Here is a 24,865-nt window from a genome sequence, read left to right on the forward strand (position 1 = left end):
AAGGAGACGCCCATGGCCGACATCATCATCGTCAACGGCATCGTGGTGACCATGGACGGCGAACGGCGGGTCATCGAGGACGGGGCGGTCGCCATCACCGGCGACCGGATCGTCGCCGTGGGGCCGACCGCCGAGATCCAGGCGGCCCATTCGGCTCCGACCGTGCTCGACGCCCGGCACAAGGTGGTGATGCCGGGCCTCGTCGACGGCCATGCCCATGCCGGGCACGGCCTCATCAAGACCATGGGCGGCGGGCGCAGCGACCTGTGGTACGACGCCTGCGGCATCGCCTACACGGTGGCCTCGCCGCCGGAGTTCTGGCGGGCCGAAGCGCGGCTCGCGGCGCTGGAGCGGCTGCGCTTCGGCGTGACCACCGGCGTCTCGCTGCTGGGTGGCGGCGACACGATCCTGCGCACGGACGAGCCGGTGTACGGCGACGCCCACGCCGAAGGCGTTCGCGAGGTCGGCACGCGCTCCGTCGTCGCCATCGGCACCACACGCCCGCCCTTCCCGCGGACCTATGCGCGGTTCGTCGACGGCAAGGCGGTGGAGCGCCCGGTGACGTTCGAGGAGCAGTTCGCGACCTGCAAGGACCTCGTCAGCCGCTGGCATGGCTCGCATGGCGACCGCATCCGGATGGCGATGATCACGCCCACCCTGCGCGACGAACACGAGAAGAGCCTCGGCGCGTCGGACCTTGCGCTCGCGCGCCAGCAGACGCAGGCACTCGCGGCCTTCGCGAAGGAGGCGGGGCTGGTCTTCACGCAGGACGGGCATACGCGCGGCAGCGTCGCCTATGCGCACGGCATGGGCGTGCTGGGACCGAACGCCCTCCTCTCGCACTCGACGGGGCTGACGGATGACGAGATCCGCATCGTGGCCGACACGGGGACGCACATCGCGCACAACCCGAGCGCGGTGGCGTCGATCCTGGCGCGCTGCCCGGTGACGGAGCTGCTGGAGGCGGGCGCCAACGTCTGCCTCGGCTCCGACGCCACGGCGCCCGACCGGTCGGGCGACATGTTCCGCCACATGCAGCAGTGCATGCACTACCACCGCACCTTCCACCACGACCCCTCCTGGCTGCCGCCGGGCCGCGTGCTGGAGATGTGCACCATCGACGGCGCCCGCGCGCTGGGAATGGAGAAGGAGATCGGCTCGCTCGAGGTGGGCAAGAAGGCCGACGTCGTGCTGCTCGACATGCGGCGCCCGCACATCTATCCGCTCAACATGCCGGTGTTCCGGCTGGTCTACTTCGCCAACGGCAACGACGTTCACACCGTGATCGTCGACGGCCGCATCGCGCTGAAGGACCGCAAGGCGGTGTTCGTGAACGAGGACGAGGTGCTCGACGACGCGCAGCGGGAGGCGGAGGCCTTCATCGCCCGCGCCGGTCTCGCTTCGCTGCTCGACACGCCGCCGACCTTCTGGCGGCACGTGCGGGCGACGGACCAGATCGGCATCCACTAGGCCGGAGGGCAGGAGGACGCCATGGCGGATCACGGGGCGATCGTCGTCATCAACCCCAACTCATCGACGACGGTGACGGCCGGGATCGATGCGGCGATGGAGCCGCTGCGGATGGCGGGAGGGCCCGCCATTCGCTGCGTCACGCTGGAAGAAGGACCGCCCGGAATCCAGTCGCAGCGCGACGTGGACGGGGTCATCGGGCCGCTGCTGCGCCGCGCGGCGGCGCTGGAGAACGAGGCGGCGGCCTTCGTGGTCGCCTGCTTCAGCGACCCGGGCCTGCACGCGCTGCGCGAGCAGAGCCGCAGGCCGGTGCTCGGCATCGCCGAATGCGGCGTGCTGCAGGCGCTGACCTTGGGCCAGCGCTTCGGCGTCATCGCCATCCTGCCGACGTCCATCCCGCGGCACCTGCGCTACTTCGGCGCCATGGGCGTCATGCAGCGCTTCGCCGGCGACCTCGCCATCGGGCTCGGGGTGGCGGAACTGGCCGACGGGGAGCGCACGCTGTCGCGCATGATCGACGTCGGCCATCGCCTGCGCGACGCGCACGGGGCGGACGTGCTCGTCATGGGCTGTGCCGGCATGGCCCGCTACCGCAGGCCGCTCGAGGACGCCGTCGGCATACCCGTCGTGGAACCGACCCAGGCGGCGGCGGCGATGGCACTGGGCCGCGTCCGCCTCGCCGCCGCCAGCTGACCGACAACGGAGGACCGCATGCCCCTGCTCGACGAAACCGCCCGCGGCGTCTACGTCATCGCCGTCACGCCCTTCACCGCCGATGGCGGCCTCGACCTCGGCAGCGTCGACAGCATGGTCGACTTCTACATGGAGCGCGGGGCGACCGGGCTGACCCTGCTCGGCATGATGGGCGAGGCGCCCAAGCTGACGGCCGCGGAGTCCGCGACCCTTGTGCGCCGGGTGATCGCGCGCACGGGCGGACGGGTGCCGGTCGTCGTCGGCGTCTCGGCCCCGGGCTTCGCGCCGATGAAGGAACTCGCCAGCGCGGTGATGGACCTCGGCGCGGCGGGCGTGATGATCGCGCCGCCGGGCACGCTGCGGACGGACGACCAGATCTTCACCTACTTCGAGACGGCCGCCGCGATGCTGGGGCCGATCCCGTTCGTGCTGCAGGACTACCCGCTGGCGAGCGGCGTGCAGATCGCGACACCGGTGATCCAGCGCATCGTGCGGTCGCTGCCCACCTGCGTGATGCTGAAGCACGAGGACTGGCCGGGCCTCGCCAAGATCACGGCGATCCGCGCCGCCGAGGCGGCGGGGGACATCCGGCGCATCTCGATCCTGTGCGGCAATGGCGGGCTGTTCCTGCCCGAGGAGATGGGCCGCGGCGCGGACGGCGCGATGACCGGCTTCGCCTTCCCCGAGATGATGCGCGATGTCTGCGCGGCCTCCGATGCCGGCGACCTGCAGCGGGCCCACGACATCTTCGACGCCTACCTGCCGCTCGCCCGCTACGAGCAGCAGCCCAACCTCGGCCTGCTGGTGCGCAAGTACATCCTGGCCAAGCGCGGCGCCATCGCCAGCCCCACGCTGCGCAAGCCGGCGGGTAGCCTGTCGGCCGCGGACATCGCGGACGTGGAGCGCCTGCTCTCCCGGCAGGAGGCCAGGCTTCGGTCGCTCGGGTGACGCTGGCCCGTCCCGACAAGGCTGACCCATGACGCCGGCGGGCGTGTCGCGCCTGAGCCGGCTGGCGGCGGTCGTCGCCCTCGTGCTGGGGGCCGTGGCGCTGTGGCGCCTCGACATCGCGGAGGAGGGCGTCACTCGCGAAACCCTGGTCGTCGAGGGAACACCGGCCACGGTGTTTCGCTCCGCGTCGGGATCGGACGGACCGGCCGTGGTCATCGCACATGGCTTCGCCGGCTCGCAGCAGCTGATGCAGTCCTTCGCGCTGTTCCTGGCGCGCCGGGGCTACGTCGCGGTGACGTTCGACTTCGCCGGCCACGGCCGCAACCCGCGGCCGCTCGGCGGCAGCATCACGCAGGAGACGGGAGCGACGGCCGTCCTCGTCGCGGAAACGGGGCGCATCGTCGAGGCGGCGAAGCGGCTGGGCGACGGGCGGGTGGGACTGCTCGGACACTCGATGGCATCCGACATCGTGATCCGCACCGCGCAGGCCCGGCCGGAGGTGGCTGCGACGGTGGCGGTCTCGATGTTCTCGCCCGTCGTCACGACGACGAGCCCGCGCAACCTCCTGGTCATCGTCGGCGACTGGGAGGGCATGCTGAAGACGGAGGCGCTGCGGGTCGCGGGCCTCGCCTCCGCGCCTGAGCCGCCGCGCCCCGACGTGACCACCGGCGATGCCGCCGCCGGCACCGCGCGCCGCGTCACCTTCAGCCCGCATGTCGAGCACGTCGGCGTGCTGTTCAGCGCCCACTCGGTCCGCGAGGCAGGCGCATGGTTCGACACGGCGTTCGGGATCGACCGGCCGCCGGGCCAGCCCCGCACGCGAGGGCCATGGATCCTCGCGCTCATGGCGGCGGCCGTGCTGCTGGCATGGCCGGCGTCGCGGCTGCTGCCGGTGGTGGCCGCGCCGCCCACGGGGGCTGGGCTCGCGTGGCGGCAGGGTTGGCTGCTGCTGGTGCCCACGGTAGCGGCGCCGCTGGTGCTGCGGGTGGTGCCGACGCACGTCCTGCCGGTGCTGGTGGCCGACTACCTCGCCTTCCACTTCGCGGCCTACGGCGCGCTCACGGCGGCCTGTCTCGTCCTCGTGCGGCGGCCCGCGGCGCCCCGTGGGAGGCTGAGGCCGGTTGCTCTTGCGCTGGCGGCAGGCGCGGGCGTGGCCTTCGTCGTGGTCGCGCTCTTCATCCCGATCGACCTCCACGTGACGGCCTTCATGCCGACGCCGGGACGCCTCGTGCTGATGCTGGCCATGCTGGCAGGAACGCTCGCCTATTTCCTCGCCAACGAGTGGCTGACGCGCGGGCCCGGCGCCGGCCGGGGCATGCATGCCGCGTCTCAGGCCGCCTTCCTCGTGTCGCTCGGCATCGCCGTGGCGCTCGACTTCGAGCGGCTGTTCTTCCTGATCATCATCGTGCCGGTGATCCTGCTGTTCATGCTGGTCTTCGGCCTGATGAGCGGGTGGGTGTACCGGCGCACGGGCCACCCCGCGGCGGCCGCAGTGGTGGATGCCGTCGCCTTCGCCTGGGCGCTCGGGGTGACCTTCCCGCTGCTCGCGGGCTGACGGGCGTCAGCGCACGAGGTGGCGGTAGATCGCCGGCAGGGCGACCGGCAGCCGGGCGACCTTGTCGACCATGGCAAAGCCGTTGCGGCCGAAGAGCGTCGGCAGGTAGCCGCGCGCCTGCGCGTCGACGGTCACCGCGAAGACGGCGAGGCCGAGGCGGCGGGCCTCCTGCACCGCCTTGCGCGTGTCCTCGATGCCGAAGCGGCCCTCGTAGTGGTCCACGTCGTTCGGCTTCCCGTCGGTGAGCACGAGCAGCAGGCGCCGGCGCTGCGGCTGCGCCGCGAGCTCGCGCGCGGCATGGCGCAGACCCGCGCCCATGCGGGTGTAGAAGCCCGGCTTGAGCGCCGCGATTCGGCGCTCCACGGCGGCGCCCATTGTCTCGCCGAACCCCTTCACCGTCTCGACCCGGACCCACGAGCGGCGGCGCGAGGTGAAAGTGAGGATGCTGTGGTGATCGCCGCAGGCGGCAAGCCCGTGCGCGAGGACGAGAAGCGCCTCCTTCTCCACGTCGAGCACGCGGCGGCCGTCGATCCACGCGTCGGTCGACAGCGACACGTCGACGAGCAGCGTCACTGCGAGGTCGTGGCCCTGCGGCCGCGTGGCGAGGTGCACGCGGTCGCTCCCGGCGCCGCCGGCGGCGAGATCGCTGCGCGCCCGCACGAGCGCGTCGAGGTCGAGCTCAGGACCGTCCGCCTGCGCCCTCAGCACCTCGTGGCGCGGGCGCAGCGCCTCGAACTGGCGACGCACCTTGCGGATGCGCCGCCGCGCCTCGTCGTCCGGGGACCACGTCTCGCCCTCCTCCGGGGCGGTGCCGACGAGGATGCGGCAGTGGTCCGGCATCAGCACGCCGCGGGTGTAGTCCCACTCCGGCGTCGAGCATTCCGCCTCGAGGCTCTTCCGGTCGACGGCCTCGGGCGGCAGGTCGAGATCGAACTTCAGGGTCGTCGCAGGCTTGCCGCTGCGCTGCCCGACGGTGAGTTCCTCCATGTCTTCGGCGGCCTTCTCGGCATCCTCGTCCTCGTCGTCGTCATCGGGGCGGTCGACCTTCACCATCTCGGCCATGGCGAGGATCTTCTCGAAGCGGTTCAGCATCAGCGGGTCGCGGCGGTCGCGCCGGTCCTGCTCCTGGCGTACCGCGACATGGCGGCGCGTCTGCGGGGGCGCCATGGCGCCCTGCGGAGCCGTCTCGTCCTCTGCGCCGTGGCCGGGACCCTCGGCCCGCTGCCACGCATCGCCCCACAGGGGGCACGGCAGCACGGGCTGGTAGCCGCGAACGGCGGCGGGAAGCGGCCCCTCGCCCAAGACGGCGTCCCACGCCTTGCCCTGCGGCGGCGCGACGGCGCCGAGCAGGGCGAGCACGATCTGCTCCACCTCTCGCTCGGTCCGCGACATCGACCGGGCGGGCCGGATCGCCGCCATGGCGGCGGCCAGGACCGCGTGGTCAGCGGCCAGCCCGGGGAAGCGCGCGAGGACCGTCGCCGTCGTGGAGCGGGCCCGGCGCAAGACGAGGAGATCGCGCCGGTAGGCGTCGACCTCGACGACCGGGTCGAGCGGGACGCAGGCAAACCACGCCGCCAGCCACCGGTAGAGCATCCGGTTCAGGGCGGCGTCGGGGAAGAAGGCGACGGACGGCGGCAGGTAGAGCGTGCCGCCATCGCGGCCGGGATGTTCCAGCCGCTCGGCGCCGACCCCCACGCGCTGCAGCCAGCCGAGCCGATGCCGGGAGGTGCGCGCACCGGCGGCCGCCAGCTGGACGACCGGCTCTCCTCCGAGCCCGCGGAACATGACGGCGAGGGAGCCGCGAACGCTCTCCAGCGTCACCGCGTGGTCCGGGTGGCGGGGGTAGGTCGCAGCGCCGCCGACGAGGCGGTGCCACGCCTTGCCCACCGTCTCTTCGAGCTCGAGGAAATCCAGCACGGGTTCGCCTCCGTCAGGGCACGACGGCGCGGGCGACCTCGACGAGCGCGTCGCGCACGTCGGGCTCGTCCGTGAGCGGCTCGATCATGGCGCTCCGGATCGCCTCCGCCGGAGGCAGTCCCGCCACGATCAGGCTGGCGCAGTAGACGAGGAGCCGGGTGGAAACGCCCTCCTCGAGGTCCTGTCCCTTCAGCGCGCGCAGGCGGTTGGCGAGGTCGACGAGGGGCCTGACGCGTCCCTCCGCGAGACCGCTCTCGGCGCTCACGACGGCGGTCTCCTGCGCGGGCGGCAGGAAGCCGAACTCGATGGCCACGAAGCGCTGGCGGGTCGAGGGCTTCAGGGCCTTGAGCAGGCTCTGGTAGCCCGGGTTGTAGGAGACGACGAGCATGAAGCCGTCGGGCGCGGCGATCTCCTCGCCGGTCCGCTCGAGCGGCAGGATGCGGCGGTCGTCGGTGAGGGGATGGAGCACCACCGCGACGTCCTTGCGGGCCTCCACCACCTCGTCGAGGTAGCAGACGCCGCCCTCGCGAACGGCGCGGGTCAGCGGCCCGTCCGTCCACACCGTGTCGCCGCCCTTCAGCAGGTAGCGGCCGGTCAGATCGGCGGCGGTGAGGTCGTCATGGCACGACACGGTGTGCAGCGGCAGGCCGAGGCGCGCCGCCATGTGGGCGACGAAGCGCGTCTTGCCGCAGCCGGTCGGGCCCTTGAGGAGCAGCGGCAGCCGCCGGCTCCAGGCGAGTTCGAAGAGCGCCACCTCGTTGCCGGCGGGGGCGTAGAAGGGAGCGGCGGGCATGGCACGCGGCGCGCTGCGCAGGGCGATGGTCATCGGGGTCACTCCGGGGGTGGGAAGGCGCCCGGCCCGCGAGGGGCCGGGCGGAAGGTCTCACTCGGCCGGCTGCAGGGCCGGGAGGGCGGCGGCGGACTGCCGCTCGCGGCCGGGCACCAGCACGGACCAGGCGAACATCAGCGCGGAGGCGACGACGAAGACGCCGGAGGCGAGGCGGATCCAGTAGAACAGGGCCAGGCCGTCCTGCACGTCCATGTAGCCTTGCCCGAGCACCCGCTGCAGGTGCACCTGCACGATGCCGGCGAAGGTGAGCGAGAAGGTCATCACCAGCATGGCAGTGCACATGATCCAGAAGCTCGCGATGCTGAGCCACTGGTTGTAGGGCTGGCGGCCGAGCAGCAGCGGGAAGGCGTAGGCCATCATCGCCAGGTTCAGCATCACGTAGGCGCCGAAGAAGGCGAGATGCCCATGCGCCGCGGTCACCTGCGTGCCGTGGGTGTAGTAGTTCACCGAGGACAGCGTGTGCAGGAAGCCCCACACGCCGGCGCCGAGGAACGCCATCACCGAGCAGCCGACGGACCACAGGAGCGCGGCGCGGTTCGGATGATTGCGGCCAGCCTTCCAGGTCATCTGGACGGTGAACAGGATCATCGTGAAGAAGGGCGCCACCTCCAGCGTGGAGAACAGCGAGCCGATCCACTGCCAGTAGCCGGGCGCGCCGATCCAGTAGTAGTGGTGGCCGGTGCCCAGGATGCCGCTGAACAGCGCCAGCCCGATGATGACGTAGAGCCACTTCTCGACGACCTCGCGGTCGACGCCATTGAGCTTGATCATCAGGAAGGCCAGGACCGAGGCCATGATCAGCTCCCAGACGCCCTCGACCCAGAGGTGGACGACGTACCACCAGTACATCTTGTCGAGCGCCAGGTTGGCCGGGTTGTAGAAGGAGAAGAGGAAGAAGATCGCGACGCCCCACAGCCCGAAGAGGAGGATGTTGGTGACGGCGGTCTTGCGCCCCTTCAGCACCGTCATGGTGATGTTCAGCAGGAACATCAGCGCCACGACGACGATGCCGACCTTGATGGCGAAGGGCTGCTCGAGGAACTCGCGGCCCTCGTGGATGTGGAAGAGGTAGCCGACGACGGCGATGCCGGCGGCGGCGAAGAACAGCCAGAACTGGACCTTGGCCAGCCCCGGGCTCCACAGCTCCGTCTCGGCCTCTTCCGGCACCAGGAAGTAGGTGCAGCCCATGAAGCCCATCAGCAGCCAGACGATGAGCGCGTTGGTGTGGATCATCCGCACGATGTTGAACGGGAGGATGACGGAGAGCGTGTTGGGAAGGACGTAGATGAGGCCGGCGAGCAGGCCGAACGTCACCTGGGCGAGGAACAGGGCGAGCGCTCCGTAGAAGTAGAGCAGCGCGACCTTCTGGGTCTCGTAGCGCATGGGTCGATCTTTCGGATGAATCGGAATGGGACGGCGCTGGCGGTCAGCCCGACGTCTTCGGCGGCCAGCTCTGGGTGTTGATGCGGCTCGTCCACTCGAGGAAGTCCGCGAGGTCGTTGAGTTCCTGGTCCGTCAGGTTGAACTGCGGCATCTGACGGCGGCCTGGCGCGCCGGAGGGCTGGGACTGCATCCAGGCCTTCAGCATCTCGCGGGCGGCCGCGGGATCCTCCTTGCCGCCCCAGCGGACCCACACGTTGCCGACCTCGGGGGCGAAGTAGGCGCCCTCGCCCAGCAGCGTGTGGCAGTTGATGCAGGAGTTCTTCTCCCACACGTGCTTGCCGCGCGCGACGCCGTCGGTGAGCGACGCGCGGTCGGTCGAGGTGTTGGCCATGTACCAGTGGCTGTGCGCCGTGAGGGCGACGAAGATGGCGAAGAAGAAGGCGGAGCCGCCGTAGAACACGTTGCGGGCCGCCGAGACGGTGAGGCGTTCGGCCATCACGAATCCTTTCCAGGCAATGCCGGACGATGGTGGGCAGGGAGGGAGAAGGCGCGGATCGGCGCTGATCCGGCTCGCGGGTGACGCTACCCGGCGCGGCCGGACGGTCTTTGTGCCGGAGCAAGGAGCGGAGAGATCCCGCCGTCGACGGGCATCCGCCACGAGTTTGTTCCGGGGCAAACGCCCCGTCGGCAGACCGGGCTAGGGATTGGCCATGCCGCCTCCGGGCGGACAAACGGATCCGCGACCGGAGGATGCCCATGTCGGATGCCCAGTGGGGGCTCGTCGTCACCGCCCCGATCATCATCGGCTTCGCCATTGCGCTCCGGCGCATGGGCGTGCTGCCGGCCAGCGGCGCCGTCGTCGCCGTGGCGGCGTCCGTCGCGATCGCCGCGACCCTGTTCCTCACGCAGTGAGCGTCAGGCCAGCGCGAGACCCATCATCCCGAGGCGGCGTCCGGCCTGCGCCATCGCATGGTCGACGACCGCGACGGCGTGGTCGATGTCGGCGGCCGAGTGGGCCGCGCTGACGAACCAGAGATGCCGCGGGTGGAGGAGGACACCTTCCGCCAGCGCCTCGCCGTAGACGATCTCGGCGAGCGCCGCGTTCACGGCCGGATCGGGATGCCGGAAGGCCATGAAGGGCATCGCCGGGATCGGTTCGCCGTAGGCCGCGGCGGGGATGCCGTGCCGTGCGGCGGCGGCGTTCAGCCCGTCGATGAGGCGTTGTCCGAGACGCGCAATGTCATCCTGCACCCCGTCGCGCGCGACGATGTCGAGCGTGGCCATCGCCGCCGCCATGGCAGCGACGTCGCCGTGATAGGTGGCGGAGACGTGCAGCCCGGCGGCATGACGCAGCACCTCCTCGCGGCCGACCACCGCGGCGATGGCCCAGCCGTTGCCGAGCGCCTTGCTCAGGGTCGTCATGTCACCGGCAATGCCGAGGCCGGCCTGCATCGTCCAGCCGGGCGCCCGGATACCGGTCTTGACCTCGTCCATGACGAGGAGCGCGCCGTGGCGGGTGCAGAGGTCGCGGATTACCGCGACGGCCCGCGCGTCCGGCGGATGGATCATCTCAGGCGCGAGGATGACGGCGGCAAAGCGGGCCGGGTGATGGTCGAGCAGGGCGGCCAGCGACGAAGGGTCCCGCGCGTCGTAGGGCAGGACCTGCCGGTCGAGACCCTCCGGCACGCCGTCGAGGTCGGGAACGCACCAGTCATGCCAGCCATGGTAGCCGCAGCGGGCGACGAGCGTGCGCCCCGTGGCACGGCGTGCAATGCGCAGCGCCGCCGTCGTCGCCTCAGACCCCGTCCGGAAGAACATCCCCATCTTCGCGTCGGGCACCAGTCCGACGACCCGTTCGACGAAGTCGAGGTGCAGCGGGTGGTTGAGGGAGACGAGATGGCCGGTCGCCAGCCTCGCCCTCGCCGCAGCATCGACCTCCGGATGCGCGTAGCCGAGGACGAACGGCCCGTAGGCCATGAGGAAGTCGATGTAGCGGCGTCCGTCGGCGTCCGTCACCCGTGCGCCGGACGCTTCCCGGATGTACAGCGGCGGCGTCGAGGGCAGCAGCGGGCGGCCCGAGAGATGGTGCCCGCCGGGGATCAGGCGGGCGGCGCGGGCCGCGAGCGAACGCGACGACGCGTAGGGATCGATGGTCTTCACCGTCTTCTCGTCCGGCAGGTTCGACGGGAGACAATCGGCCGGCGTTGAGAAAGTTTCCCGCATGGCTGGTGCCGCGCGGCTGCTCCGCACGCAGGTCCGATGACACCGGGGCGCCGCTGCCGCTAGAAAGGGGACCAAGGGCCGCCGCGTCGACCCGACCCGAGGCGCCCCGAAGGCGCCGGCCGCAGAGGAAGCGCCCCCGTGAAGATCATCGACGTCAGCGCGAAGACGTTCGTCTACGAGACCAACCAAGTGAAGGACTCGGACGGACATTCCCACCCCGGCCCGCCGCGGCAGGCGAAGATGGCGCTCGTCACCATCACGACGGACGAGGGGCAGCAGGGCCACGCCATCGTGCAGCCGGCGGATGCGCGCGAGGAGCTGCTGCAGGCCTATGTGCGCCCCGTGCTGATCGGCGCCGACCCGATGCGGACGGAGAAGATCTGGTACGCGCTCTACAAGTGGCAGCGCGGCAGCGGCTTCCGCCTCGACGACCGCACGCTGACCACCGTGGACCTCGCGCTGTGGGACCTCGTCGGAAGGATCACGGGCCAACCCGTGTGGAAGCTGCTCGGCGGCTACCGCGACAGGATCCTCGCCTACGGCTCGACCATGTGCGGGGACGACCTGCCCAACGGGCTGGCGACGCCGGAGGACTACGGACGGTTCGCCGAGTGGCTGGTGAAGGAGCGCGGCTACAAGGCGGTGAAGCTGCACACCTGGATGCCGCCCATCCCCGGCGCGCCGAACGTGCGCTCCGACTACCTCGCCTGCGCCGCCGTGCGCGAGGCGGTGGGCCCCGACGTGCCGCTGATGCTCGACCCGAACCACTGGTACAGCCGTGCGGACACGCTCTGGCTCGGCCAGAAGCTGGAGGAACTGGGCTTCCTGTGGATGGAGGAGCCGATGGAGGAGGCCTCCATCTCGTCCTACCGGTGGCTCGCCCAGAACCTGACGAAGCTCAACATCCTCGGCCCCGAAACCCTGCTCGGGAAGCACTGGATCCGCGCCGAATGGATCGCCGGCGGCGCCTGCGACATGGTGCGGACGGGCGTGTGGGACGTCGGCGGCATCGGCCCATCGATGAAGGTGGCGCGGCTCGCCGAGAGCTTCGGCATGAGCTGCGAGGTGCACGGAACGGGGGCCGGCAACCTCGCCGTGTGCGCCGCGATCCAGAACACCACCTACTACGAGCGCGGCCTGCTGCACCCGTTCATCGACTACGACAGGCCGCCGGCCTACCTGAAGCGCATCGACGACGAGATGGACCGGGACGGCTACGTGCACCTGCGCGACACGCCGGGCCTCGGGCAGGACATCGACTTCGACTACATCGAGGCCCACCTCGCCTGAGCCGGAGGACCGATGCGGATCGTCACCTACACGCCGAACCCGGCCGTCGACCTGTGGTCGGCGTGCGAGGAGATCCGCCCGACCGAGAAGATCCGCGTCGGCGAGACGCGCTACGACCCTGGCGGCGGCGGCATCAACGTCGCGCGCGTTCTGCACACGCTCGGCACCGAGGTCTTCGCCGTCTACTGCGCCGGCGGCGCCACGCGGTCGCTGTTCGACACGCTGCTGCAGCGCACCGGCGTGCCGGGCCACGACGTGCCGATCGCCGGCGACACGCGCGTATCGAGCGTGGTGCGCGAGCGCAGCACGGGCCGCGAGTACCGGTTCGTCCCCGAGGGCCCGGAGGTTACGCCGGACGAGTGCGCCGCAGCTCTGGCGGCGCTCGAGGCGGCGCGCGGCGACTGGCTGGTGGCGAGCGGCAGCCTGCCCCGCGGCATGCCCGTGACGCACTATGTCGACGTCGCCCGCCTCGCGACGCAACGCGGCATGGCCTTCGCCCTCGACGTGTCGGGCCGGACGCTGGAGGCGACGGTGGCGGCGGGCGGCATCGCCCTGCTGAAGGTCAGCCAGACGGAGCTGGAGGACCTCGTGGGGCATCCTCTCGGCTCGCCGGACACGGTGGCAGCTGCGGCGCGCGAGCTCTGCGGGACGGGCCGCGTCCGGCAGGTCGTGGTGAGCCTCGGGCCGGACGGCGCCGTGCTGGCGGACGCACGGAAGATCGTGACGGCCACAGCCCCGCGCATCGCCGTGATGAGCACCGTGGGAGCGGGCGACAGCTTCCTCGGCGGACTGCTGCACGGCTTCGCTTGCGGCTTTACCGACGAGGAGGCGCTGCGCCTCGCCGTGGCGGCGGGGTCGGCCGCCTGTCTGCGAGAGGGGACGCAGCTGGCGAGCCGCGGGGACGTCGAGCGCCTGCTCGCCGGGTGACGCCTCAGCGCAGGCGCGCCGCGATGGCGCGCGTGCGGGTCACGCACGTCCACAGGCTGCCGGCGAGGACGAGCCACAAGGCTGGACCCAGCAGTTGCGTGTCCTTCATGACCACCATCTCCACGAACACAACGACGCAGGCGGCCGTCAGCAGCGCCATGCGATGCTGCTTGGCCATCGGGCCGCGGAAGTCCTGCGGCTGGCCGAGCGCCCCGCCGAGGACGCGGATGTAGGCGGTGACCGCCGCTGCCAGCGCCGCCGCCCACCCGAGCGACGGGCTGCCGCAGGCAACCCCCCAGGCGACGAGGAAGAGCGTGTCGGCGACCCGGTCGGGAATCTCGTTGTAGAGCGCGCCCACGGGCGTGCCGCGCCCCCCCTCCACGGCCACCATGCCGTCGAGCAGGTTGCAGACGAGCCGCAGCTGGACGCAGGCGGCCGTCACGAGGAAGAGCCAGGGGTGCCGGGGCGCCGCCGCGAGCGCCGCCGCGCCGACCGCGGCGACGAGCACGCTGATGACCGAGATCTGGTTGGGCGTGACGCTGGTTCGCAGCAGCGCGTCGACCGCGCGGCGGGCGAGCGGGCTGCCGCGGCTCGCGAGGGGGCGGCGGGAGGCGGCCTTGTCGGTGTCGTCGGCGGTCATGGCCCGGTCCTCACAGCGCCCACCAGTAGCGGGTCAGGTGGAAGAAGATCGGCGCGGAGAAGACGATGCTGTCGATGCGATCCAGCACGCCACCATGGCCGGCGATCATCCGGCCCCAGTCCTTCACGCCGCGGTCGCGCTTGATGCCGGACATGACGAGCCCGCCGAGGAAACCCATGACGCAGATGGCGAAGGCCATGAGGCCCGCCTGCCACGGCGCGAAGGGCGTGATCCACCAGAGCGCCGTGCCGAGCAGCGTCGCGGAGGCGACGCCGCCGACGAGGCCCTCCCACGTCTTCGACGGCGACAGCAGCGGCGCCACCTTGTGGCGGCCGAACAGCTTGCCGAAGACGTACTGCAGCACGTCCGAGCCCTGCACGACGATGATGAGGAAGGCGACGAGCAGGATCTGCTTGCCCTCGAAGCCGGGGATCTGGAGCGTCAGCAGCGCCGGCACGTGGCTGGCGCAGTAGACGCAGATCATCAGCGCCCACTGCTGGGCGGCGACGCGGGTGAGGAAGTGCTCGGTGTCCTGCCGCAGGGCGGCGACGGCCGGCAGCAGCAGGAACCCGTAGACCGGGATGAAGATGGAGAAGAGGCCGTACCAGTCGATCCAGACGAGGTAGTACTGGATCGGCAGCGCGACGAAGAAGGCCGCGAGGAGGGCCCAGTGGTCGCCGCGGCGCGTCTCGGTGAGGGTGACGAACTCGCGCAGAGCGAAGAACGACGTCACGGCGTAGAGCACGATGACGGCAGCCTTGCCGAAGGCCATGGCGACGCCGAGCAGCGCGACCATGACCCACCAGGCCTTCACGCGCTGGTTGAGGTTGTCGACCGTCGCCGATCCCGCCTCCCCGGCGCGGGTCTTCAGGATGGCACCGATCACGCTGGCGACGACGAGGACCGCGAGGACGCCGCCGAAGAGGATGACGGTCTCACGCGGCATGGCCGGCCTCCGCGGGCGCGACGGCCGGTGCCATCGCGACGGCGGGCGCCGAGAGCGCCAGCAGGGCGTTCCGCGCCCGGTCGAGGAAGGCGCGGCGCTCCTCGCCCTCCTGAAGCTGGATCGCCTCGCCGAAGGTGACGCTGCACAGGATCGGCAGGGGCAGAACCTCGCCCTTGGGCAGCACGCGGGATAGGTTGTCGATCCAGGCGGGGACGAGCTCGACGTCCGGCCGGCGGCTGGCGAGGTTGTAGAGGCCGGAGCGGAACGGCAGCAGGGGCGCGTCCGTCATGTTGCGCGTGCCTTCGGGGAAGACGATCAGCGAGTCGCCGGCGTCGAGCGCCTCGGCCATGACCTCGATGGGGTCGCGGGTGCGGGCGGAGGCGTCACGGTCGATCAGCACGGCGCGGAAGACGTCGTGGCCGATGAAGCGGCGCAGCGCGCCGGCGTTCCAGTAGTCCGCTCCCGCGACAGGCCGGGTGCGGCGGCGCGCCTCCGGCGGCAGGACCGACCAGATCAGCACGAAGTCGCCGTGGCTCGCATGGTTGGCGAAGTAGATGCGCTGCGCGGCGGAGGGCGGCGCGCCGCGCCAGTCGGGCCGCACGCCCGTGACGAGCCGGGCGAAGGTCGTGACGGCAGTGGAGGCGAGGGTTTCGGCCAGCGACATGACCGGGCTCCGGAAGGAGGACTGCGACGACGCCGGACCATGCGACGTTCATGGTTAATCCCGTGTGCGCCAGCGCACACGGCGCGCCGTCCGGCGGGGCCATGGTGACGCCAGTCGATCCTGTCCGGAAGAGACACGCCATGCGCACCGCCCTGCTCGTCGTGCTCGCCTTCATCCTGGGAACCATCGTCACCTACGTCGCTGTGGTGGCGGGAACGCTCGTGGCGTGGGAGTTCCTCGGCATCCACGACCGGGACGGCGGTGGCTCCATGGGCCTCGCCTTCATCATCGGTCCTTTCTTCGGCCTCATCGGGGGTGTGGCAGCGGCCGTCTTCGCGTTCGTCCGCCTGTCGCGGGGCGCGCCCGCCGAGGGGCGCGCCCGGACGAGCCGCGGGCTGGGAGCGGCGGCGGCCGGCGTCGGTGCATTCCTGTTCGGCTACTGGCTCGGCAGCTTCGTCGGCTGGATGGCCGGCCCCTATGCCTACGACAATCTCGGCGCCGCGATCATCGCCGCATGGGCGCCGACGCTCATCGGCCTCGGGCTCGGCGCGCTCGCGATCCGGTTCGTCCTGCGCCGCCCCGCGCCCACGGCGCCCTGAGGCTCAGCCGCGGGCCTCCTGGCGCGAGAACTCCTCGATCACGTAGCGGCGCAGTTCTTCGCCAAGCGGCGAGAGCGGCGCGCTGCGGCGCGAGACGATGCCGATCTGCCGCGTGATCGACGGATTGCGCAGGGGCAGCACGGCGAGCCCCTCCATGGTGTTCGTCTCCAGCGCGAGCCGGGGCACGACGGTCATGCCGAGCCCGGCCCGCACCATCGCCACGGCGGTGGCGACGTGCTGGACCTCGTAGCGCCAGCTGACGGACTCCCGCCGCCGGCCGAGCGCGTCGTCGATCAACATGCGGTTCCCGGTGTGGGGGCTGATGCGGATGAGCGGGATGTCCTCGAGGTCCGACCAGCTCGCGCCGGAGGCCCCGGCGAGAGGGTGGCTCGACTGGCAGACGAGGACGAAGGGCTCGCGGGCGAGCAGCTCCGTCTCGAAGTCCCAGCGCAGCGAGGCGACCAGCGTGATGCCGAACTCCGCCGTGCCGCTGGCAACCGCCTCGGCGATCTCGGTGGCCGAGTTGTCGAAGACCCTGATCTCCACCGTGGGGTGCGCGGCGCGGAGGCGCACCAGCGCCGCCGGCAGCCGGCCGGCGGCAATCGTGGGCAGGCAGCCGATGGCGAGGCGTTCCTGCCGGACGCGTCCCTGCTGGCGCAGCTCCTGCAGCGAAACGGTGAGATCCTCGATCATCGCCTTCACCTTCGGCAGGAGGTCGAGCCCCGCCGGTGTCAGCGACACCTCGCGCGTCGTCCGCGACAGGAGGCGGACGCCGAGGTCCTCCTCGAGCTTGCGCATGCGGTGGCTCAGCGCCGTCTGGGAGAGGTTCAGGTGGGCAGCCGCCTGCTGGAAGCTGCCGCGCTCGGCGATGGCGACGAAGGCGTGGAGGCCGAGAAAGTCGATGCGCATGGCGGCCTCCTGACGGCCTTCCGATGAAAGAGGTTCATGGAACCCATGAAAGAAACCATTTGCTTCACGATTCCAAGTGGCCCCATCTAGCGCGCCGGGGAAACCAAGGAGCACACGTGCCGATCATCCTGCTGCCCGGCCTCCTCTGCGACGCGAGCGTCTGGACGGCGCAGGCCGCCGCCCTGTCGCGGCACGACGACGTCGCCATCGCCGACTTCTCGACCCAGGACTCCTTGTCCGCCATGGCGCGCGACGCGCTGGCGCTGCGGGAGGGGCCCCTGACCGTCATCGGCCACTCCATGGGCGCGCGCGTCGCCTTCGAGATGTGGCGGCAGGCTCCGGGGAGGATCACGAAGCTCGTCCTGATGGACACCGGCGCGCACCCCTGCCGGCCGGACGAGCCGGAGAAGCGGCGGGAGCTCCTCGACCTCGCCGACCGGGAGGGCATGGCGGCGCTGGCCGCGCGCTGGCTGCCGCCCATGGTGCACGAGGCGCGGACGACGGACCGCGCGCTGATGCAGCCGCTTGAAGCAATGGTCCTTCGCGCCACGCCCGAGCAGCACCACCGCCAGATCCGGGCACTGCTCGACCGGCCCGATGCCGGGCCGCTTCTGCCGACGATCACCTGCCCGACACTTGTTCTGGTGGGCCGCCAGGACCGCTGGAGCCCGCTTGCGCAGCACGAGGAGATCGCCGCGGCGATCCCAGGCGCCGAACTGGTCGTCATCGAGGACAGCGGCCATATGGTCACCGTGGAGCAGCCCGAGGCCACAACGGCGGCGCTGCTGCGCTGGCTCGGCTTCCCGGGCCAGGACGCCACCACCTCCGGAGGGGCAGGCATGGGCGAGAAGGAACAGGACGTCATCCCGGACATCCCGCTCTTCGACCGCAAGCGGTCGCTGCGCGGCTACCGCATCAACAAGATGGCCATGGGCCTCGCGAAGCCTGAGAACCGGGAGGCTTTTCGGCAGGACGAGGGCGCCTATCTGGACCGTTTCGGGCTGACGCCCGAGGAGAAGGAGGCCGTCAGGACGCGCAACTGGCGCGAGATGGTTCGGCTCGGCGGCAACCTCTTCTTCATTCTCAAGATTTCCGCCGTCGACCCGGTCCGGATCACCGAGATCGGCGCGCACCAGGCGGGCATGGACCACGACGCGTTCCTGCGCGAGCGACTGGGGAAGAAGTAATCATGGCGAAGCTCATCGGAGGCCTCGGCACCTCGCACGTCCCCTCGATCGCGGCCGCGATCGACAAGGGTCTGCGCGACACGCCAGACTGGAAGCCCTTCTTCGACGGCTACATCCCCGGACAGGACTGGGTGAAGGAGCACCGGCCCGACGTGGCGGTGGTGATCTTCAACGACCACGGCAACTCGTTCTTCCTCGACAAGGTGCCGACCTTCGCGGTCGGCTGCGCCGAGGAATACCGGCCGGTCGACGAGGGCTGGGGCCCGCGCCCGATCCCGCCGTTCCGCGGCGAGGTCGACTTCTCGTGGCACCTCGTCGACACCCTCGTCGAGAACCGCTTCGACCCGATGATCTGCCAGGAGATCGACGTCGACCACGGCATCCAGGTGCCGATGGAGCTGTTCTGGGGCCGGCCGGCGGAGTGGCCGGTGAAGGTCGTGCCGATCTTCGTCAACGTCATCCAGTACCCGATCCCGCTGCCGAGCCGCTGCTACGAGCTCGGCCGGATCCTGCGCCGCGCCATCGAGAGCTACGATAGCGACGAGCGGTTCGTCGTCGTCGGCACCGGCGGCCTGTCGCACCAGCTGCAGGGGTCGCGGGCGGGCTTCGTGAACCCGGCCGCCGACAAGGCCTTCCTGCGCGACATCGCCACGGATCCCGACCGTCTCGCCGCGATGTCTCGCGAACAGTACGTCGAGATGTTCGGCAGCGAGGGTGCCGAGCTGATGATGTGGCTCGTGATGCGCGGCGCCATGGACCGCGACGTGACGGTCAAGCACAGCCACTACTTCGTTCCCGCCTCCATGACCGGCGCCGGCATGATCGTGCTTGAGAACACCGCCACCCCCGTGTCGAAGGCTGCCTGATGGCCTACTGGCTGATGATCTGCCGGCACCGGCCGGGCATGGACGCGGTGCGCGACGCCCACCGCGAGGCACACCGGGCTCATGTGGCGTCGGGCGGCGGCGGGATTGCGAAGGTGCTCACCGGTAGCGCCCTGACGCAGGACGACGCGGAGACGGCGCTGGGCAATTTCGGCGTGCTGGAGGCACCCGACCGGGCCAGCGCCCTCGCCTTCGCGGAGGGCGACCCCTATGCCCGGGCCGGGCTCGTCGAGAGCATCGAGATCATCGCGCTGGCCTCCCGCTTCCAGGCGCAGCGGATCGACCCGCTGACCCGGGCCTGAGTCCATGTTGGATACAGCTAACCCGCCATCCGAGACACGAGAGGCATCTGGAGCGCAGTTTCTGAGCTTTTTCTGCGAGTTCAACCTTGCCATGATCCTTGGTCTGTATACATGCTGCGGCCAAGGAGGACGACCATGACCGACAAGACGCCGTTTCCGCTGAACAGCTGGTACGCCGCCGCGTGGGGCCACGAGGTGAAGCGCGAGCTCGCCGCGCGCACGGTGTGCGGCAAGGACATGGTGCTCTACCGCCGATCGGACGGGCAGGTCGCCGTGCTGGAGGATGCCTGCTGGCACCGGCTGCTGCCGCTGTCGCTCGGCCGGCTGCAGGGCGACGAGGTCGTCTGCGGCTATCACGGGCTCGTCTTCAACGCCGAGGGCCGCTGCACCTACATGCCGGCGCAGAAGACTATCAATCCCTCCGCCTGCGTTCGCGCCTTTCCGGTCGCGGAGAAGCACCGGCTGGTGTGGGTGTGGCCGGGCGACCCGGCGCTCGCCGACCCGGCGCTCATTCCCGACTTCCACTGGAACGACGGTACGGACTGGGTGGGCGAGGGCGGCACGTTCTACGGGCTGAAGTGCGACTACCGCCTCGTCATCGACAACCTGATGGACCTGACGCACGAGACCTACGTGCATGCGGGCAGCATCGGCGACGAGGCGATCACCAGCGCGCCCTTCGAGGTGACGCACACGGACCGCACCGCCACGGTCACCCGCTGGATGATCGACATCGACCCGCCGCCGTTCTGGAAGAAGCACCTGAACCGGCCGGGCGCGCACGCCGACCGCTGGCAGATCATCTACTTCCAGGCGCCCTCGACGATCGTCGGCGACGTCGGCGTTGCCGTGACGGGCACCGGCGCACCGCAGGGCGACCGCTCGCAGGGCGTCAACGGCGCGTTCCTCGCGGCCATCACGCCGGAGACCGGGACGAGCTGCCACTACTTCTGGAACTTCGTGCGGACGTTCGGCAAGGACGACGAGCAGCTGACCCGCGACATCCAGCGCGCGCACGTCAACGACGGCAAGGGCGTCTACGACCAGGACCACGCGGTGCTGGAGGCGCAGCAGAAGGCGATCGACCGCAATCCGCGCATGCCCTTCTACAACCTCAACATCGACGCCGGCGCGCTGTGGGCGCGGCGGCTGATCGACACGATGCTGGAGAAGGAGTACGGGCCGATCCGCTCGTGGGTGCAGTCCGAGGCGGCGGAGTGACCATGGCCACCCTGCCCCAGTGGCGCGGCGCCACGCTGCGCTCGATCACGGACCTGACCCCCGACATCCGGCTCTTCGAGATCGAGCCGGAGGGCGGGCTCGGCGATGCCGCCCCGGGAAGCCACGTCACGGTGGCCGTGCAGATCGACGGCCGGCCCGACACGCGATCCTATTCCGTCGTCGGCGCCGGCGATGGTGCCTGGCGCATCGCCGTCAAGCTGCTCCCCACCTCGCGCGGGGGCTCGCGCTCCATGTGGAACCTCGCCCCCGGCGCGCGACTGCGCGTGGCGGGGCCGGGCAACCATTTCGCCTTGCGTCTCGGGCGGCCTGAGTACCTGCTGCTCGCCGGCGGAATCGGCGTCACGCCCATCGTTTCGATGGCCCACGCCCTCGTGCGCCGCGGCGAGAACGTGCGGATGATCTACGCCGCCCGGACGCGGCAGGACCTCGCCTTCGGCGACGACCTCACGGACCTGCTCGGGGACCGGCTCGCGACCGTGATCGACGCGGAGGGCGACCGGCTCGACGTCGCCGCCGCGATCGCGTCCCTCCATCCGGAGGGCGAGATGTACATGTGCGGGCCCATCGGCCTGATGGAGGCGGTGAAGCGGGCCTGGCAGGACAGCAGGCGGCCCCTCGACCACCTGCGCTTCGAGACCTTCGGCAACAGCGGCCGCCACGCCACCGCGCCGTTCACCGTGCGCATCCCGCGGCTCGGGCTCGAGATTCCCGTCCCCGAGAACCGGACCATGCTGGACGCGCTGGAGGAGGCGGGCGTCGCGATGATCCACGACTGCCGGCGCGGCGAATGCGGGCTGTGCGCCCTGCGCATCCTGGGCACCGACGGCCTGATCGACCACCGCGACGTCTTCTTCAGCGACGAGGAGAAGGCCGCCAACGAGAAGCTGTGCACCTGCGTGTCGCGGATGGCGGCGGGCGGCGTGATCACCGTGGACACCGCGGACCGGCCGGCATGAACGAGCGCGCGCTCCTCCCGCAGCAGGACGACCGGGCGCTGTCGCAGACGGTGAAGGCACAGCTGGAGCTGCGCAAGCTCGTCCTCGACGGCCAGCTCGCCCCCGGCGAGCGCGTTTCGGAACTGCAGATGGTGGAGCGGCTCGGCGTGTCGCGCACGCCGGTGCGGATGGCGCTGGTGCGGCTGGAGGAGGAGGGCCTGCTGGAAGCCATCCCGTCCGGCGGCTTCGCGGTGAAGGCGTTCAGCGAGCGCGAGGCGTTCGAGGCCATCGAGATCAGGGGTACGCTGGAAGGGCTCGCGGCGCGCCTCGCCGCAGAGCGCGGCGTGGGCCGGGCCGACGCAGAGGCGGCGGCCCGCCTCCTCGACCTGATCGACGCCGTGCTGGCGGACCCCGCCGTCGACCTTGCCCGCTACGTCGAGCTCAACGCGGCCTTCCACGACATGCTGGTGGCTCTCGCGGGCAGCGATGCGCTGGCACGGCAGATCCAGCGCGCGAGCGCCCTGCCCTTCGCCTCGCCGAGCGCGCTCGTGCCGGTGCAGTCCGGCTCGCCGACCGGCGTGGCGACGCTGCTGGTGGCGCAGGACCAGCACCGCTGCGTGCTCTCCGCCATCGAGCGGCGGGAGGGCGCGCGGGCCGAGGCCATCATGCGCGAGCACGCCCGCATCGCGCACCGCAACCTGGAGCGGGCCCTGACGAACCAGCGCATGCTGGACCTCGTCCCGGGCTCGGCCCTGATCACGAGACGCTTCAGGACCTGAACGTCCAAACCCGGAGGGAGGAAGACCATGCTTCGCAGGACATTCATCGGCGCCGCCGCGGCGACCGCCGTGGCGCTCGGCCTCGGCGGCCCGGCGCTGGCGCAGGACGCCATCAAGATCGGCCTCGTGCTGCCGCTGACGGGCCCCTTCGCCTCGACCGGCAAGCAGATCGAGGCCGCGGCGCGGCTCTACATGCAGCAGAACGGAGACACGGTGGCCGGCCGCAAGGTTCAGCTCATCGTCAAGGACGACTCCGGCACCGCCGACACGACCAAGCGCATCGCGCAGGAGCTGATCGTCAACGACAAGGTGACCGTGCTCGCCGGCTTCGGCCTGACGCCGCTCGCGCTCGCCACCGCGCCGCTCGCCACGCAGTCCAAGACCCCGCAGGTGGTCATGGCGGCGGCGACGTCGATCATCACCGAGCAGTCGCCCTTCATCGTGCGCACCAGCATGACGTCGGCGCAGACGACGCAGCCGCTCGCCGAGTGGGCCGCCAAGAACGGCATCAAGAAGGTGACGACGGTCGTCTCCGACTACGGCCCCGGCATCGACGTGGAGAAGGCCTTCACGGAGACCTTCACCAAGGCCGGCGGCACGGTGGAGAACCTGCGCGTGCCGCTCGCCAACCCGGACTTCGCGCCGTTCCTCCAGAAGGTGGCGGACGCCAAGCCGGACGCCCTGCTGGTCTTCGTGCCGTCGGGCGTCGGTGCGCAGTTCATGAAGCAGTACGTGGAGCGCGGTCTCGACAAGAGCGGCATCAAGTTCCTCGGCGAGGGCAGCGTCACGGACGACGACATCCTCAACACGATCGGCGACGTGGCGCTGGGCGCCATCACCTCGCACCACTACTCGGCGGCGCATCCGTCGCCGGAGAACAAGGCCTTCGTCGAGGCCTTCCGCAAGGCGAACAACGGCATGCGCCCGAACTTCATGGCCATGGGCGGCTATGACGGCATGCACCTCATCTACGAGGGCCTGAAGAAGACCAACGGCCAGGGCGGCGAGGCGCTGGTCAACGCCATGAAGGGCATGAGCTGGACGAGCCCGCGCGGCCCGGTCACCATCGACCCGCAGACCCGCGACATCATCCAGAACATCTACATCCGCAAGGTCGAGAAGGTGAACGGCGAGCTCTACAACGTCGAGTTCGCGACCGCGCCGAACATGAAGGACCCGGTGAAGGCCGCCAAGAACCCGTGACGGCCGCCCGCCCGACAGTCTGACGCAAGACACCCCCGGCCGCCGCGAGGCGCGCCGGGGTTCTTGTTGCGGCGGGAACGTGAACCGGACGCTCCGTGGCGTCCGCGTTTCGAATTCAGTCGCGCCGGCCGTTCAAGCCGTCGCAGGGAGGACGGCCGGCAGGGCGTAGGCGGTGGTCGACTTGATCCGCTCCATGGCGAAGCGGGACGTCACGTTCTTCAGCGGAAATGCGGCGACGAGACGCTTGTAGAAAGCGTCGTAGGCCGCCATGTCGGCCACGGCGACACGCAGCATGTAGTCGACGTCGCCGGCCATCCGGTAGAACTCCATCACCTCCGGCAGGCCGGACACATGGGCGCTGAAGTCCTGCAACCAGGACGCCGAGTGCTCCGCGGTCTCGATCTGCACGAAGACCGTGAGGCCCAGGCCCACCTTCTCCGGCGAGACGAGCGCGACCTTTCGCAGGATCACGCCGGCGGCCTCGAGCTTCTGGATTCGCTTCCAGCACGGCGTCTGCGAAAGTCCGACACGGTTCGCGAGCTCCGCGATGGAGATGTCGGCGCTCTCCTGCAGCGCGGACAGGATCTTCCGGTCTATGGCGTCCATCGTGTTTCCTGGCTCCTGCCACGAGCTTTGCGGGAAACCGGGACGCGAGGCAAATCATTTCACGCTGCGGCTCGTTATTCTTTATATTCTACATATTCTTTTCGGTTATAGGGAACCGGGTGCCGTCGCGACGCCCTCGTCGTGTACCCCCAGAGCCGAGAGCACCGCGGCGGCAAGGGCGGGAGCATGGCGGGACAAGGGCGGTTCGAGACGTCCGTAGAGCCGAAACACCGCCGGCTGGATGACGATCCCGAGCGCCACGGCCGCTGCGAGGTCGGGGTTTCCGCGAGGGAGCTCGCCCTTCTCCATGGCCACGCCGAGCAGGGCCGAGAGCGCCGAGACGGGGTTGCTGTCCGCATCGACCGGAAGGGCGCCGAGGTGCCGATGCTGGTTGATCAGCACGAAGGTGAACAGCGCGACGCGCTCGTCGAAGAGCGTGGTGAAGTGGTCGACCAGCCTGCGCACCCTGGCCGCCAGCGGCGCCGGTTCGGCGCCGATCGCGACGACATCGCGCGCGAGCGCCGCGAAATGGACGAGGAAGGCTTCGCGGGCGATGTCCTCCTTGGCGGCGAAGTGCCGGTAGAGCGCACTCTCCGCCACGCCCACCGCGCGGGCGATGTCGCGGACCGAGGTCGCCTCCACGCCCTTGTCGGCGAAGAGGAGCAGCGCCTCGTCGAGGATTCGGGCGCGGGTGCGGCTGCCGTCGCGCATGG

General features: G+C 70.7%; 26 protein-coding genes. 15 read left to right on the top strand and 11 right to left on the bottom strand.

Features of this window, described 5'->3' with window-relative positions; translation table 11 throughout:
• Positions 1–12: 12 nt before the first annotated feature.
• The 4 genes from ACX9GQ_RS22830 to ACX9GQ_RS22845 are packed head-to-tail and all read left to right on the top strand — an operon-like array spanning position 13 to position 4,666.
• The gene (locus tag ACX9GQ_RS22830; RefSeq protein ID WP_459631913.1) at positions 13–1,470 is read left to right on the top strand and encodes an amidohydrolase family protein; all 1,458 of its coding nucleotides are present in this window, start codon (positions 13–15) and stop codon (positions 1,468–1,470) included.
• A 21-nt stretch (positions 1,471–1,491) separates the two neighbouring features.
• A complete protein-coding gene (locus ACX9GQ_RS22835) occupies positions 1,492–2,163 on the top strand; it encodes an aspartate/glutamate racemase family protein (RefSeq protein WP_459631914.1) in 672 nt (223 codons plus the stop codon).
• An 18-nt stretch (positions 2,164–2,181) separates the two neighbouring features.
• The gene (locus ACX9GQ_RS22840) at positions 2,182–3,111 is read left to right on the top strand and encodes a dihydrodipicolinate synthase family protein (protein WP_459631915.1); all 930 of its coding nucleotides are present in this window, start codon (positions 2,182–2,184) and stop codon (positions 3,109–3,111) included.
• Positions 3,112–3,139: 28 nt separating this feature from the next.
• The gene (locus ACX9GQ_RS22845) at positions 3,140–4,666 is read left to right on the top strand and encodes an alpha/beta hydrolase (RefSeq protein ID WP_459631916.1); all 1,527 of its coding nucleotides are present in this window, start codon (positions 3,140–3,142) and stop codon (positions 4,664–4,666) included.
• A 6-nt stretch (positions 4,667–4,672) separates the two neighbouring features.
• Here ACX9GQ_RS22845 and ACX9GQ_RS22850 read toward each other — a convergent pair whose 3' ends face one another.
• From ACX9GQ_RS22850 to ACX9GQ_RS22865, 4 genes are read right to left on the bottom strand one after another with little or no spacing between them, the layout of a single operon-like run.
• A complete protein-coding gene (locus ACX9GQ_RS22850) occupies positions 4,673–6,583 on the bottom strand; it encodes a VWA domain-containing protein (RefSeq protein ID WP_459631917.1) in 1,911 nt (636 codons plus the stop codon).
• A 13-nt stretch (positions 6,584–6,596) separates the two neighbouring features.
• Positions 6,597–7,409, bottom strand: coding sequence for an AAA family ATPase (locus ACX9GQ_RS22855; protein ID WP_459631918.1), 813 nt, complete (start codon positions 7,407–7,409; stop codon positions 6,597–6,599).
• 57 nt (positions 7,410–7,466) lie between these two features.
• Positions 7,467–8,816 (bottom strand): cbb3-type cytochrome c oxidase subunit I, encoded by a 1,350-nt coding sequence (locus tag ACX9GQ_RS22860; RefSeq protein ID WP_459631919.1) that lies wholly within the window; start codon positions 8,814–8,816, stop codon positions 7,467–7,469.
• A gap of 43 nt (positions 8,817–8,859) precedes the next feature.
• Positions 8,860–9,312 (bottom strand): c-type cytochrome, encoded by a 453-nt coding sequence (locus ACX9GQ_RS22865; RefSeq protein WP_459631920.1) that lies wholly within the window; start codon positions 9,310–9,312, stop codon positions 8,860–8,862.
• A gap of 260 nt (positions 9,313–9,572) precedes the next feature.
• On the opposite strand from ACX9GQ_RS22865, the gene ACX9GQ_RS22870 reads away from it, so the two are divergent.
• Positions 9,573–9,728: a hypothetical protein gene (locus ACX9GQ_RS22870; protein ID WP_459631921.1), complete on the top strand. Its 156-nt coding sequence runs from the start codon at positions 9,573–9,575 to the stop codon at positions 9,726–9,728.
• A 3-nt stretch (positions 9,729–9,731) separates the two neighbouring features.
• Here the strand turns inward: ACX9GQ_RS22870 and ACX9GQ_RS22875 are convergent, their stop codons facing one another.
• Complete coding sequence (locus tag ACX9GQ_RS22875) at positions 9,732–10,976, bottom strand: aminotransferase class III-fold pyridoxal phosphate-dependent enzyme (RefSeq protein WP_459631922.1); 1,245 nt, start codon at positions 10,974–10,976, stop codon at positions 9,732–9,734.
• Between the two features lie 201 nt (positions 10,977–11,177).
• On the opposite strand from ACX9GQ_RS22875, the gene ACX9GQ_RS22880 reads away from it, so the two are divergent.
• Both ACX9GQ_RS22880 and ACX9GQ_RS22885 read left to right on the top strand, forming a co-directional pair.
• The gene (locus tag ACX9GQ_RS22880) at positions 11,178–12,329 is read left to right on the top strand and encodes an enolase C-terminal domain-like protein (RefSeq protein WP_459631923.1); all 1,152 of its coding nucleotides are present in this window, start codon (positions 11,178–11,180) and stop codon (positions 12,327–12,329) included.
• A 12-nt stretch (positions 12,330–12,341) separates the two neighbouring features.
• A complete protein-coding gene (locus ACX9GQ_RS22885; RefSeq protein WP_459631924.1) occupies positions 12,342–13,256 on the top strand; it encodes a 1-phosphofructokinase family hexose kinase in 915 nt (304 codons plus the stop codon).
• 4 nt (positions 13,257–13,260) lie between these two features.
• Here the strand turns inward: ACX9GQ_RS22885 and ACX9GQ_RS22890 are convergent, their stop codons facing one another.
• The 3 genes from ACX9GQ_RS22890 to ACX9GQ_RS22900 are packed head-to-tail and all read right to left on the bottom strand — an operon-like array spanning position 13,261 to position 15,506.
• A complete protein-coding gene (locus tag ACX9GQ_RS22890) occupies positions 13,261–13,896 on the bottom strand; it encodes a CDP-alcohol phosphatidyltransferase family protein (protein WP_459631925.1) in 636 nt (211 codons plus the stop codon).
• 10 nt (positions 13,897–13,906) lie between these two features.
• Complete coding sequence (locus tag ACX9GQ_RS22895) at positions 13,907–14,842, bottom strand: phosphatidate cytidylyltransferase (protein ID WP_459631926.1); 936 nt, start codon at positions 14,840–14,842, stop codon at positions 13,907–13,909.
• Positions 14,832–15,506, bottom strand: coding sequence for a lysophospholipid acyltransferase family protein (locus ACX9GQ_RS22900; RefSeq protein ID WP_459631927.1), 675 nt, complete (start codon positions 15,504–15,506; stop codon positions 14,832–14,834). Before ACX9GQ_RS22900 ends, ACX9GQ_RS22895 begins: the two co-directional genes overlap by 11 nt.
• Positions 15,507–15,646: 140 nt before the next feature.
• Between ACX9GQ_RS22900 and ACX9GQ_RS22905 the strand changes: the two genes are divergently transcribed.
• A complete protein-coding gene (locus ACX9GQ_RS22905) occupies positions 15,647–16,105 on the top strand; it encodes a hypothetical protein (protein ID WP_459631928.1) in 459 nt (152 codons plus the stop codon).
• A gap of 3 nt (positions 16,106–16,108) precedes the next feature.
• Here ACX9GQ_RS22905 and ACX9GQ_RS22910 read toward each other — a convergent pair whose 3' ends face one another.
• Positions 16,109–17,014 carry a LysR family transcriptional regulator gene (locus tag ACX9GQ_RS22910; protein WP_459631929.1) on the bottom strand — a complete coding sequence of 302 codons (906 nt, stop codon included), beginning with the start codon at positions 17,012–17,014 and terminating at the stop codon, positions 16,109–16,111.
• 116 nt (positions 17,015–17,130) lie between these two features.
• On the opposite strand from ACX9GQ_RS22910, the gene ACX9GQ_RS22915 reads away from it, so the two are divergent.
• The 7 genes from ACX9GQ_RS22915 (at position 17,131) to ACX9GQ_RS22945 (ending at position 23,546) form a co-directional block, all read left to right on the top strand.
• Positions 17,131–18,201, top strand: a complete 1,071-nt coding sequence (locus ACX9GQ_RS22915; protein WP_459631930.1) for an alpha/beta fold hydrolase — start codon at positions 17,131–17,133, stop codon at positions 18,199–18,201.
• Between the two features lie 2 nt (positions 18,202–18,203).
• A complete protein-coding gene (locus tag ACX9GQ_RS22920) occupies positions 18,204–19,067 on the top strand; it encodes a class III extradiol dioxygenase family protein (protein WP_459631931.1) in 864 nt (287 codons plus the stop codon).
• Positions 19,067–19,387: a YciI family protein gene (locus tag ACX9GQ_RS22925; protein WP_459631932.1), complete on the top strand. Its 321-nt coding sequence runs from the start codon at positions 19,067–19,069 to the stop codon at positions 19,385–19,387. Before ACX9GQ_RS22920 ends, ACX9GQ_RS22925 begins: the two co-directional genes overlap by 1 nt.
• A 135-nt stretch (positions 19,388–19,522) precedes the next feature.
• Positions 19,523–20,608, top strand: coding sequence for an aromatic ring-hydroxylating dioxygenase subunit alpha (locus tag ACX9GQ_RS22930; RefSeq protein WP_459631933.1), 1,086 nt, complete (start codon positions 19,523–19,525; stop codon positions 20,606–20,608).
• 2 nt (positions 20,609–20,610) lie between these two features.
• Positions 20,611–21,585, top strand: coding sequence for a PDR/VanB family oxidoreductase (locus ACX9GQ_RS22935; RefSeq protein ID WP_459631934.1), 975 nt, complete (start codon positions 20,611–20,613; stop codon positions 21,583–21,585).
• Entirely contained in the window at positions 21,582–22,343 is a 762-nt protein-coding gene (locus ACX9GQ_RS22940) for a GntR family transcriptional regulator (protein WP_459631935.1), read from the top strand. The genes ACX9GQ_RS22935 and ACX9GQ_RS22940 overlap by 4 nt, the downstream gene beginning before the upstream one ends.
• Before the next feature lie 27 nt (positions 22,344–22,370).
• Positions 22,371–23,546, top strand: a complete 1,176-nt coding sequence (locus ACX9GQ_RS22945) for an ABC transporter substrate-binding protein (protein ID WP_459631936.1) — start codon at positions 22,371–22,373, stop codon at positions 23,544–23,546.
• A 132-nt stretch (positions 23,547–23,678) separates the two neighbouring features.
• On the opposite strand, the gene ACX9GQ_RS22950 is transcribed toward ACX9GQ_RS22945, so the two are convergent.
• Together ACX9GQ_RS22950 and ACX9GQ_RS22955 are read right to left on the bottom strand one after the other, a co-directional pair.
• Positions 23,679–24,152, bottom strand: coding sequence for an Lrp/AsnC family transcriptional regulator (locus tag ACX9GQ_RS22950; protein WP_459631937.1), 474 nt, complete (start codon positions 24,150–24,152; stop codon positions 23,679–23,681).
• Positions 24,153–24,257: 105 nt separating this feature from the next.
• Positions 24,258–24,863, bottom strand: coding sequence for a TetR/AcrR family transcriptional regulator (locus ACX9GQ_RS22955; RefSeq protein WP_459631938.1), 606 nt, complete (start codon positions 24,861–24,863; stop codon positions 24,258–24,260).
• Between the last annotated feature and the right edge of the window lie 2 nt (positions 24,864–24,865).

It is taken from the genome of Alsobacter sp. R-9 (genome assembly GCF_054612375.1).

What these genes read in the sequence shown, in the direction of transcription:
- ACX9GQ_RS22830 (WP_459631913.1), top strand. Translation starts at nt 13, where the DNA reads ATGGCCGACATCATCATCGTCAACGGCATCGTGGTGACCATGGACGGC.
- ACX9GQ_RS22835 (WP_459631914.1), top strand. Translation starts at nt 1,492, where the DNA reads ATGGCGGATCACGGGGCGATCGTCGTCATCAACCCCAACTCATCGACG.
- ACX9GQ_RS22840 (WP_459631915.1), top strand. Translation starts at nt 2,182, where the DNA reads ATGCCCCTGCTCGACGAAACCGCCCGCGGCGTCTACGTCATCGCCGTC.
- ACX9GQ_RS22845 (WP_459631916.1), top strand. Translation starts at nt 3,140, where the DNA reads ATGACGCCGGCGGGCGTGTCGCGCCTGAGCCGGCTGGCGGCGGTCGTC.
- ACX9GQ_RS22855 (WP_459631918.1), bottom strand. Translation starts at nt 7,409, where the DNA reads ATGACCATCGCCCTGCGCAGCGCGCCGCGTGCCATGCCCGCCGCTCCC.
- ACX9GQ_RS22860 (WP_459631919.1), bottom strand. Translation starts at nt 8,816, where the DNA reads ATGCGCTACGAGACCCAGAAGGTCGCGCTGCTCTACTTCTACGGAGCG.
- ACX9GQ_RS22865 (WP_459631920.1), bottom strand. Translation starts at nt 9,312, where the DNA reads ATGGCCGAACGCCTCACCGTCTCGGCGGCCCGCAACGTGTTCTACGGC.
- ACX9GQ_RS22870 (WP_459631921.1), top strand. Translation starts at nt 9,573, where the DNA reads ATGTCGGATGCCCAGTGGGGGCTCGTCGTCACCGCCCCGATCATCATC.
- ACX9GQ_RS22885 (WP_459631924.1), top strand. Translation starts at nt 12,342, where the DNA reads ATGCGGATCGTCACCTACACGCCGAACCCGGCCGTCGACCTGTGGTCG.
- ACX9GQ_RS22890 (WP_459631925.1), bottom strand. Translation starts at nt 13,896, where the DNA reads ATGACCGCCGACGACACCGACAAGGCCGCCTCCCGCCGCCCCCTCGCG.
- ACX9GQ_RS22895 (WP_459631926.1), bottom strand. Translation starts at nt 14,842, where the DNA reads ATGCCGCGTGAGACCGTCATCCTCTTCGGCGGCGTCCTCGCGGTCCTC.
- ACX9GQ_RS22900 (WP_459631927.1), bottom strand. Translation starts at nt 15,506, where the DNA reads ATGTCGCTGGCCGAAACCCTCGCCTCCACTGCCGTCACGACCTTCGCC.
- ACX9GQ_RS22905 (WP_459631928.1), top strand. Translation starts at nt 15,647, where the DNA reads ATGCGCACCGCCCTGCTCGTCGTGCTCGCCTTCATCCTGGGAACCATC.
- ACX9GQ_RS22910 (WP_459631929.1), bottom strand. Translation starts at nt 17,014, where the DNA reads ATGCGCATCGACTTTCTCGGCCTCCACGCCTTCGTCGCCATCGCCGAG.
- ACX9GQ_RS22920 (WP_459631931.1), top strand. Translation starts at nt 18,204, where the DNA reads ATGGCGAAGCTCATCGGAGGCCTCGGCACCTCGCACGTCCCCTCGATC.
- ACX9GQ_RS22925 (WP_459631932.1), top strand. Translation starts at nt 19,067, where the DNA reads ATGGCCTACTGGCTGATGATCTGCCGGCACCGGCCGGGCATGGACGCG.
- ACX9GQ_RS22930 (WP_459631933.1), top strand. Translation starts at nt 19,523, where the DNA reads ATGACCGACAAGACGCCGTTTCCGCTGAACAGCTGGTACGCCGCCGCG.
- ACX9GQ_RS22935 (WP_459631934.1), top strand. Translation starts at nt 20,611, where the DNA reads ATGGCCACCCTGCCCCAGTGGCGCGGCGCCACGCTGCGCTCGATCACG.
- ACX9GQ_RS22940 (WP_459631935.1), top strand. Translation starts at nt 21,582, where the DNA reads ATGAACGAGCGCGCGCTCCTCCCGCAGCAGGACGACCGGGCGCTGTCG.
- ACX9GQ_RS22945 (WP_459631936.1), top strand. Translation starts at nt 22,371, where the DNA reads ATGCTTCGCAGGACATTCATCGGCGCCGCCGCGGCGACCGCCGTGGCG.
- ACX9GQ_RS22950 (WP_459631937.1), bottom strand. Translation starts at nt 24,152, where the DNA reads ATGGACGCCATAGACCGGAAGATCCTGTCCGCGCTGCAGGAGAGCGCC.
- ACX9GQ_RS22955 (WP_459631938.1), bottom strand. Translation starts at nt 24,863, where the DNA reads ATGCGCGACGGCAGCCGCACCCGCGCCCGAATCCTCGACGAGGCGCTG.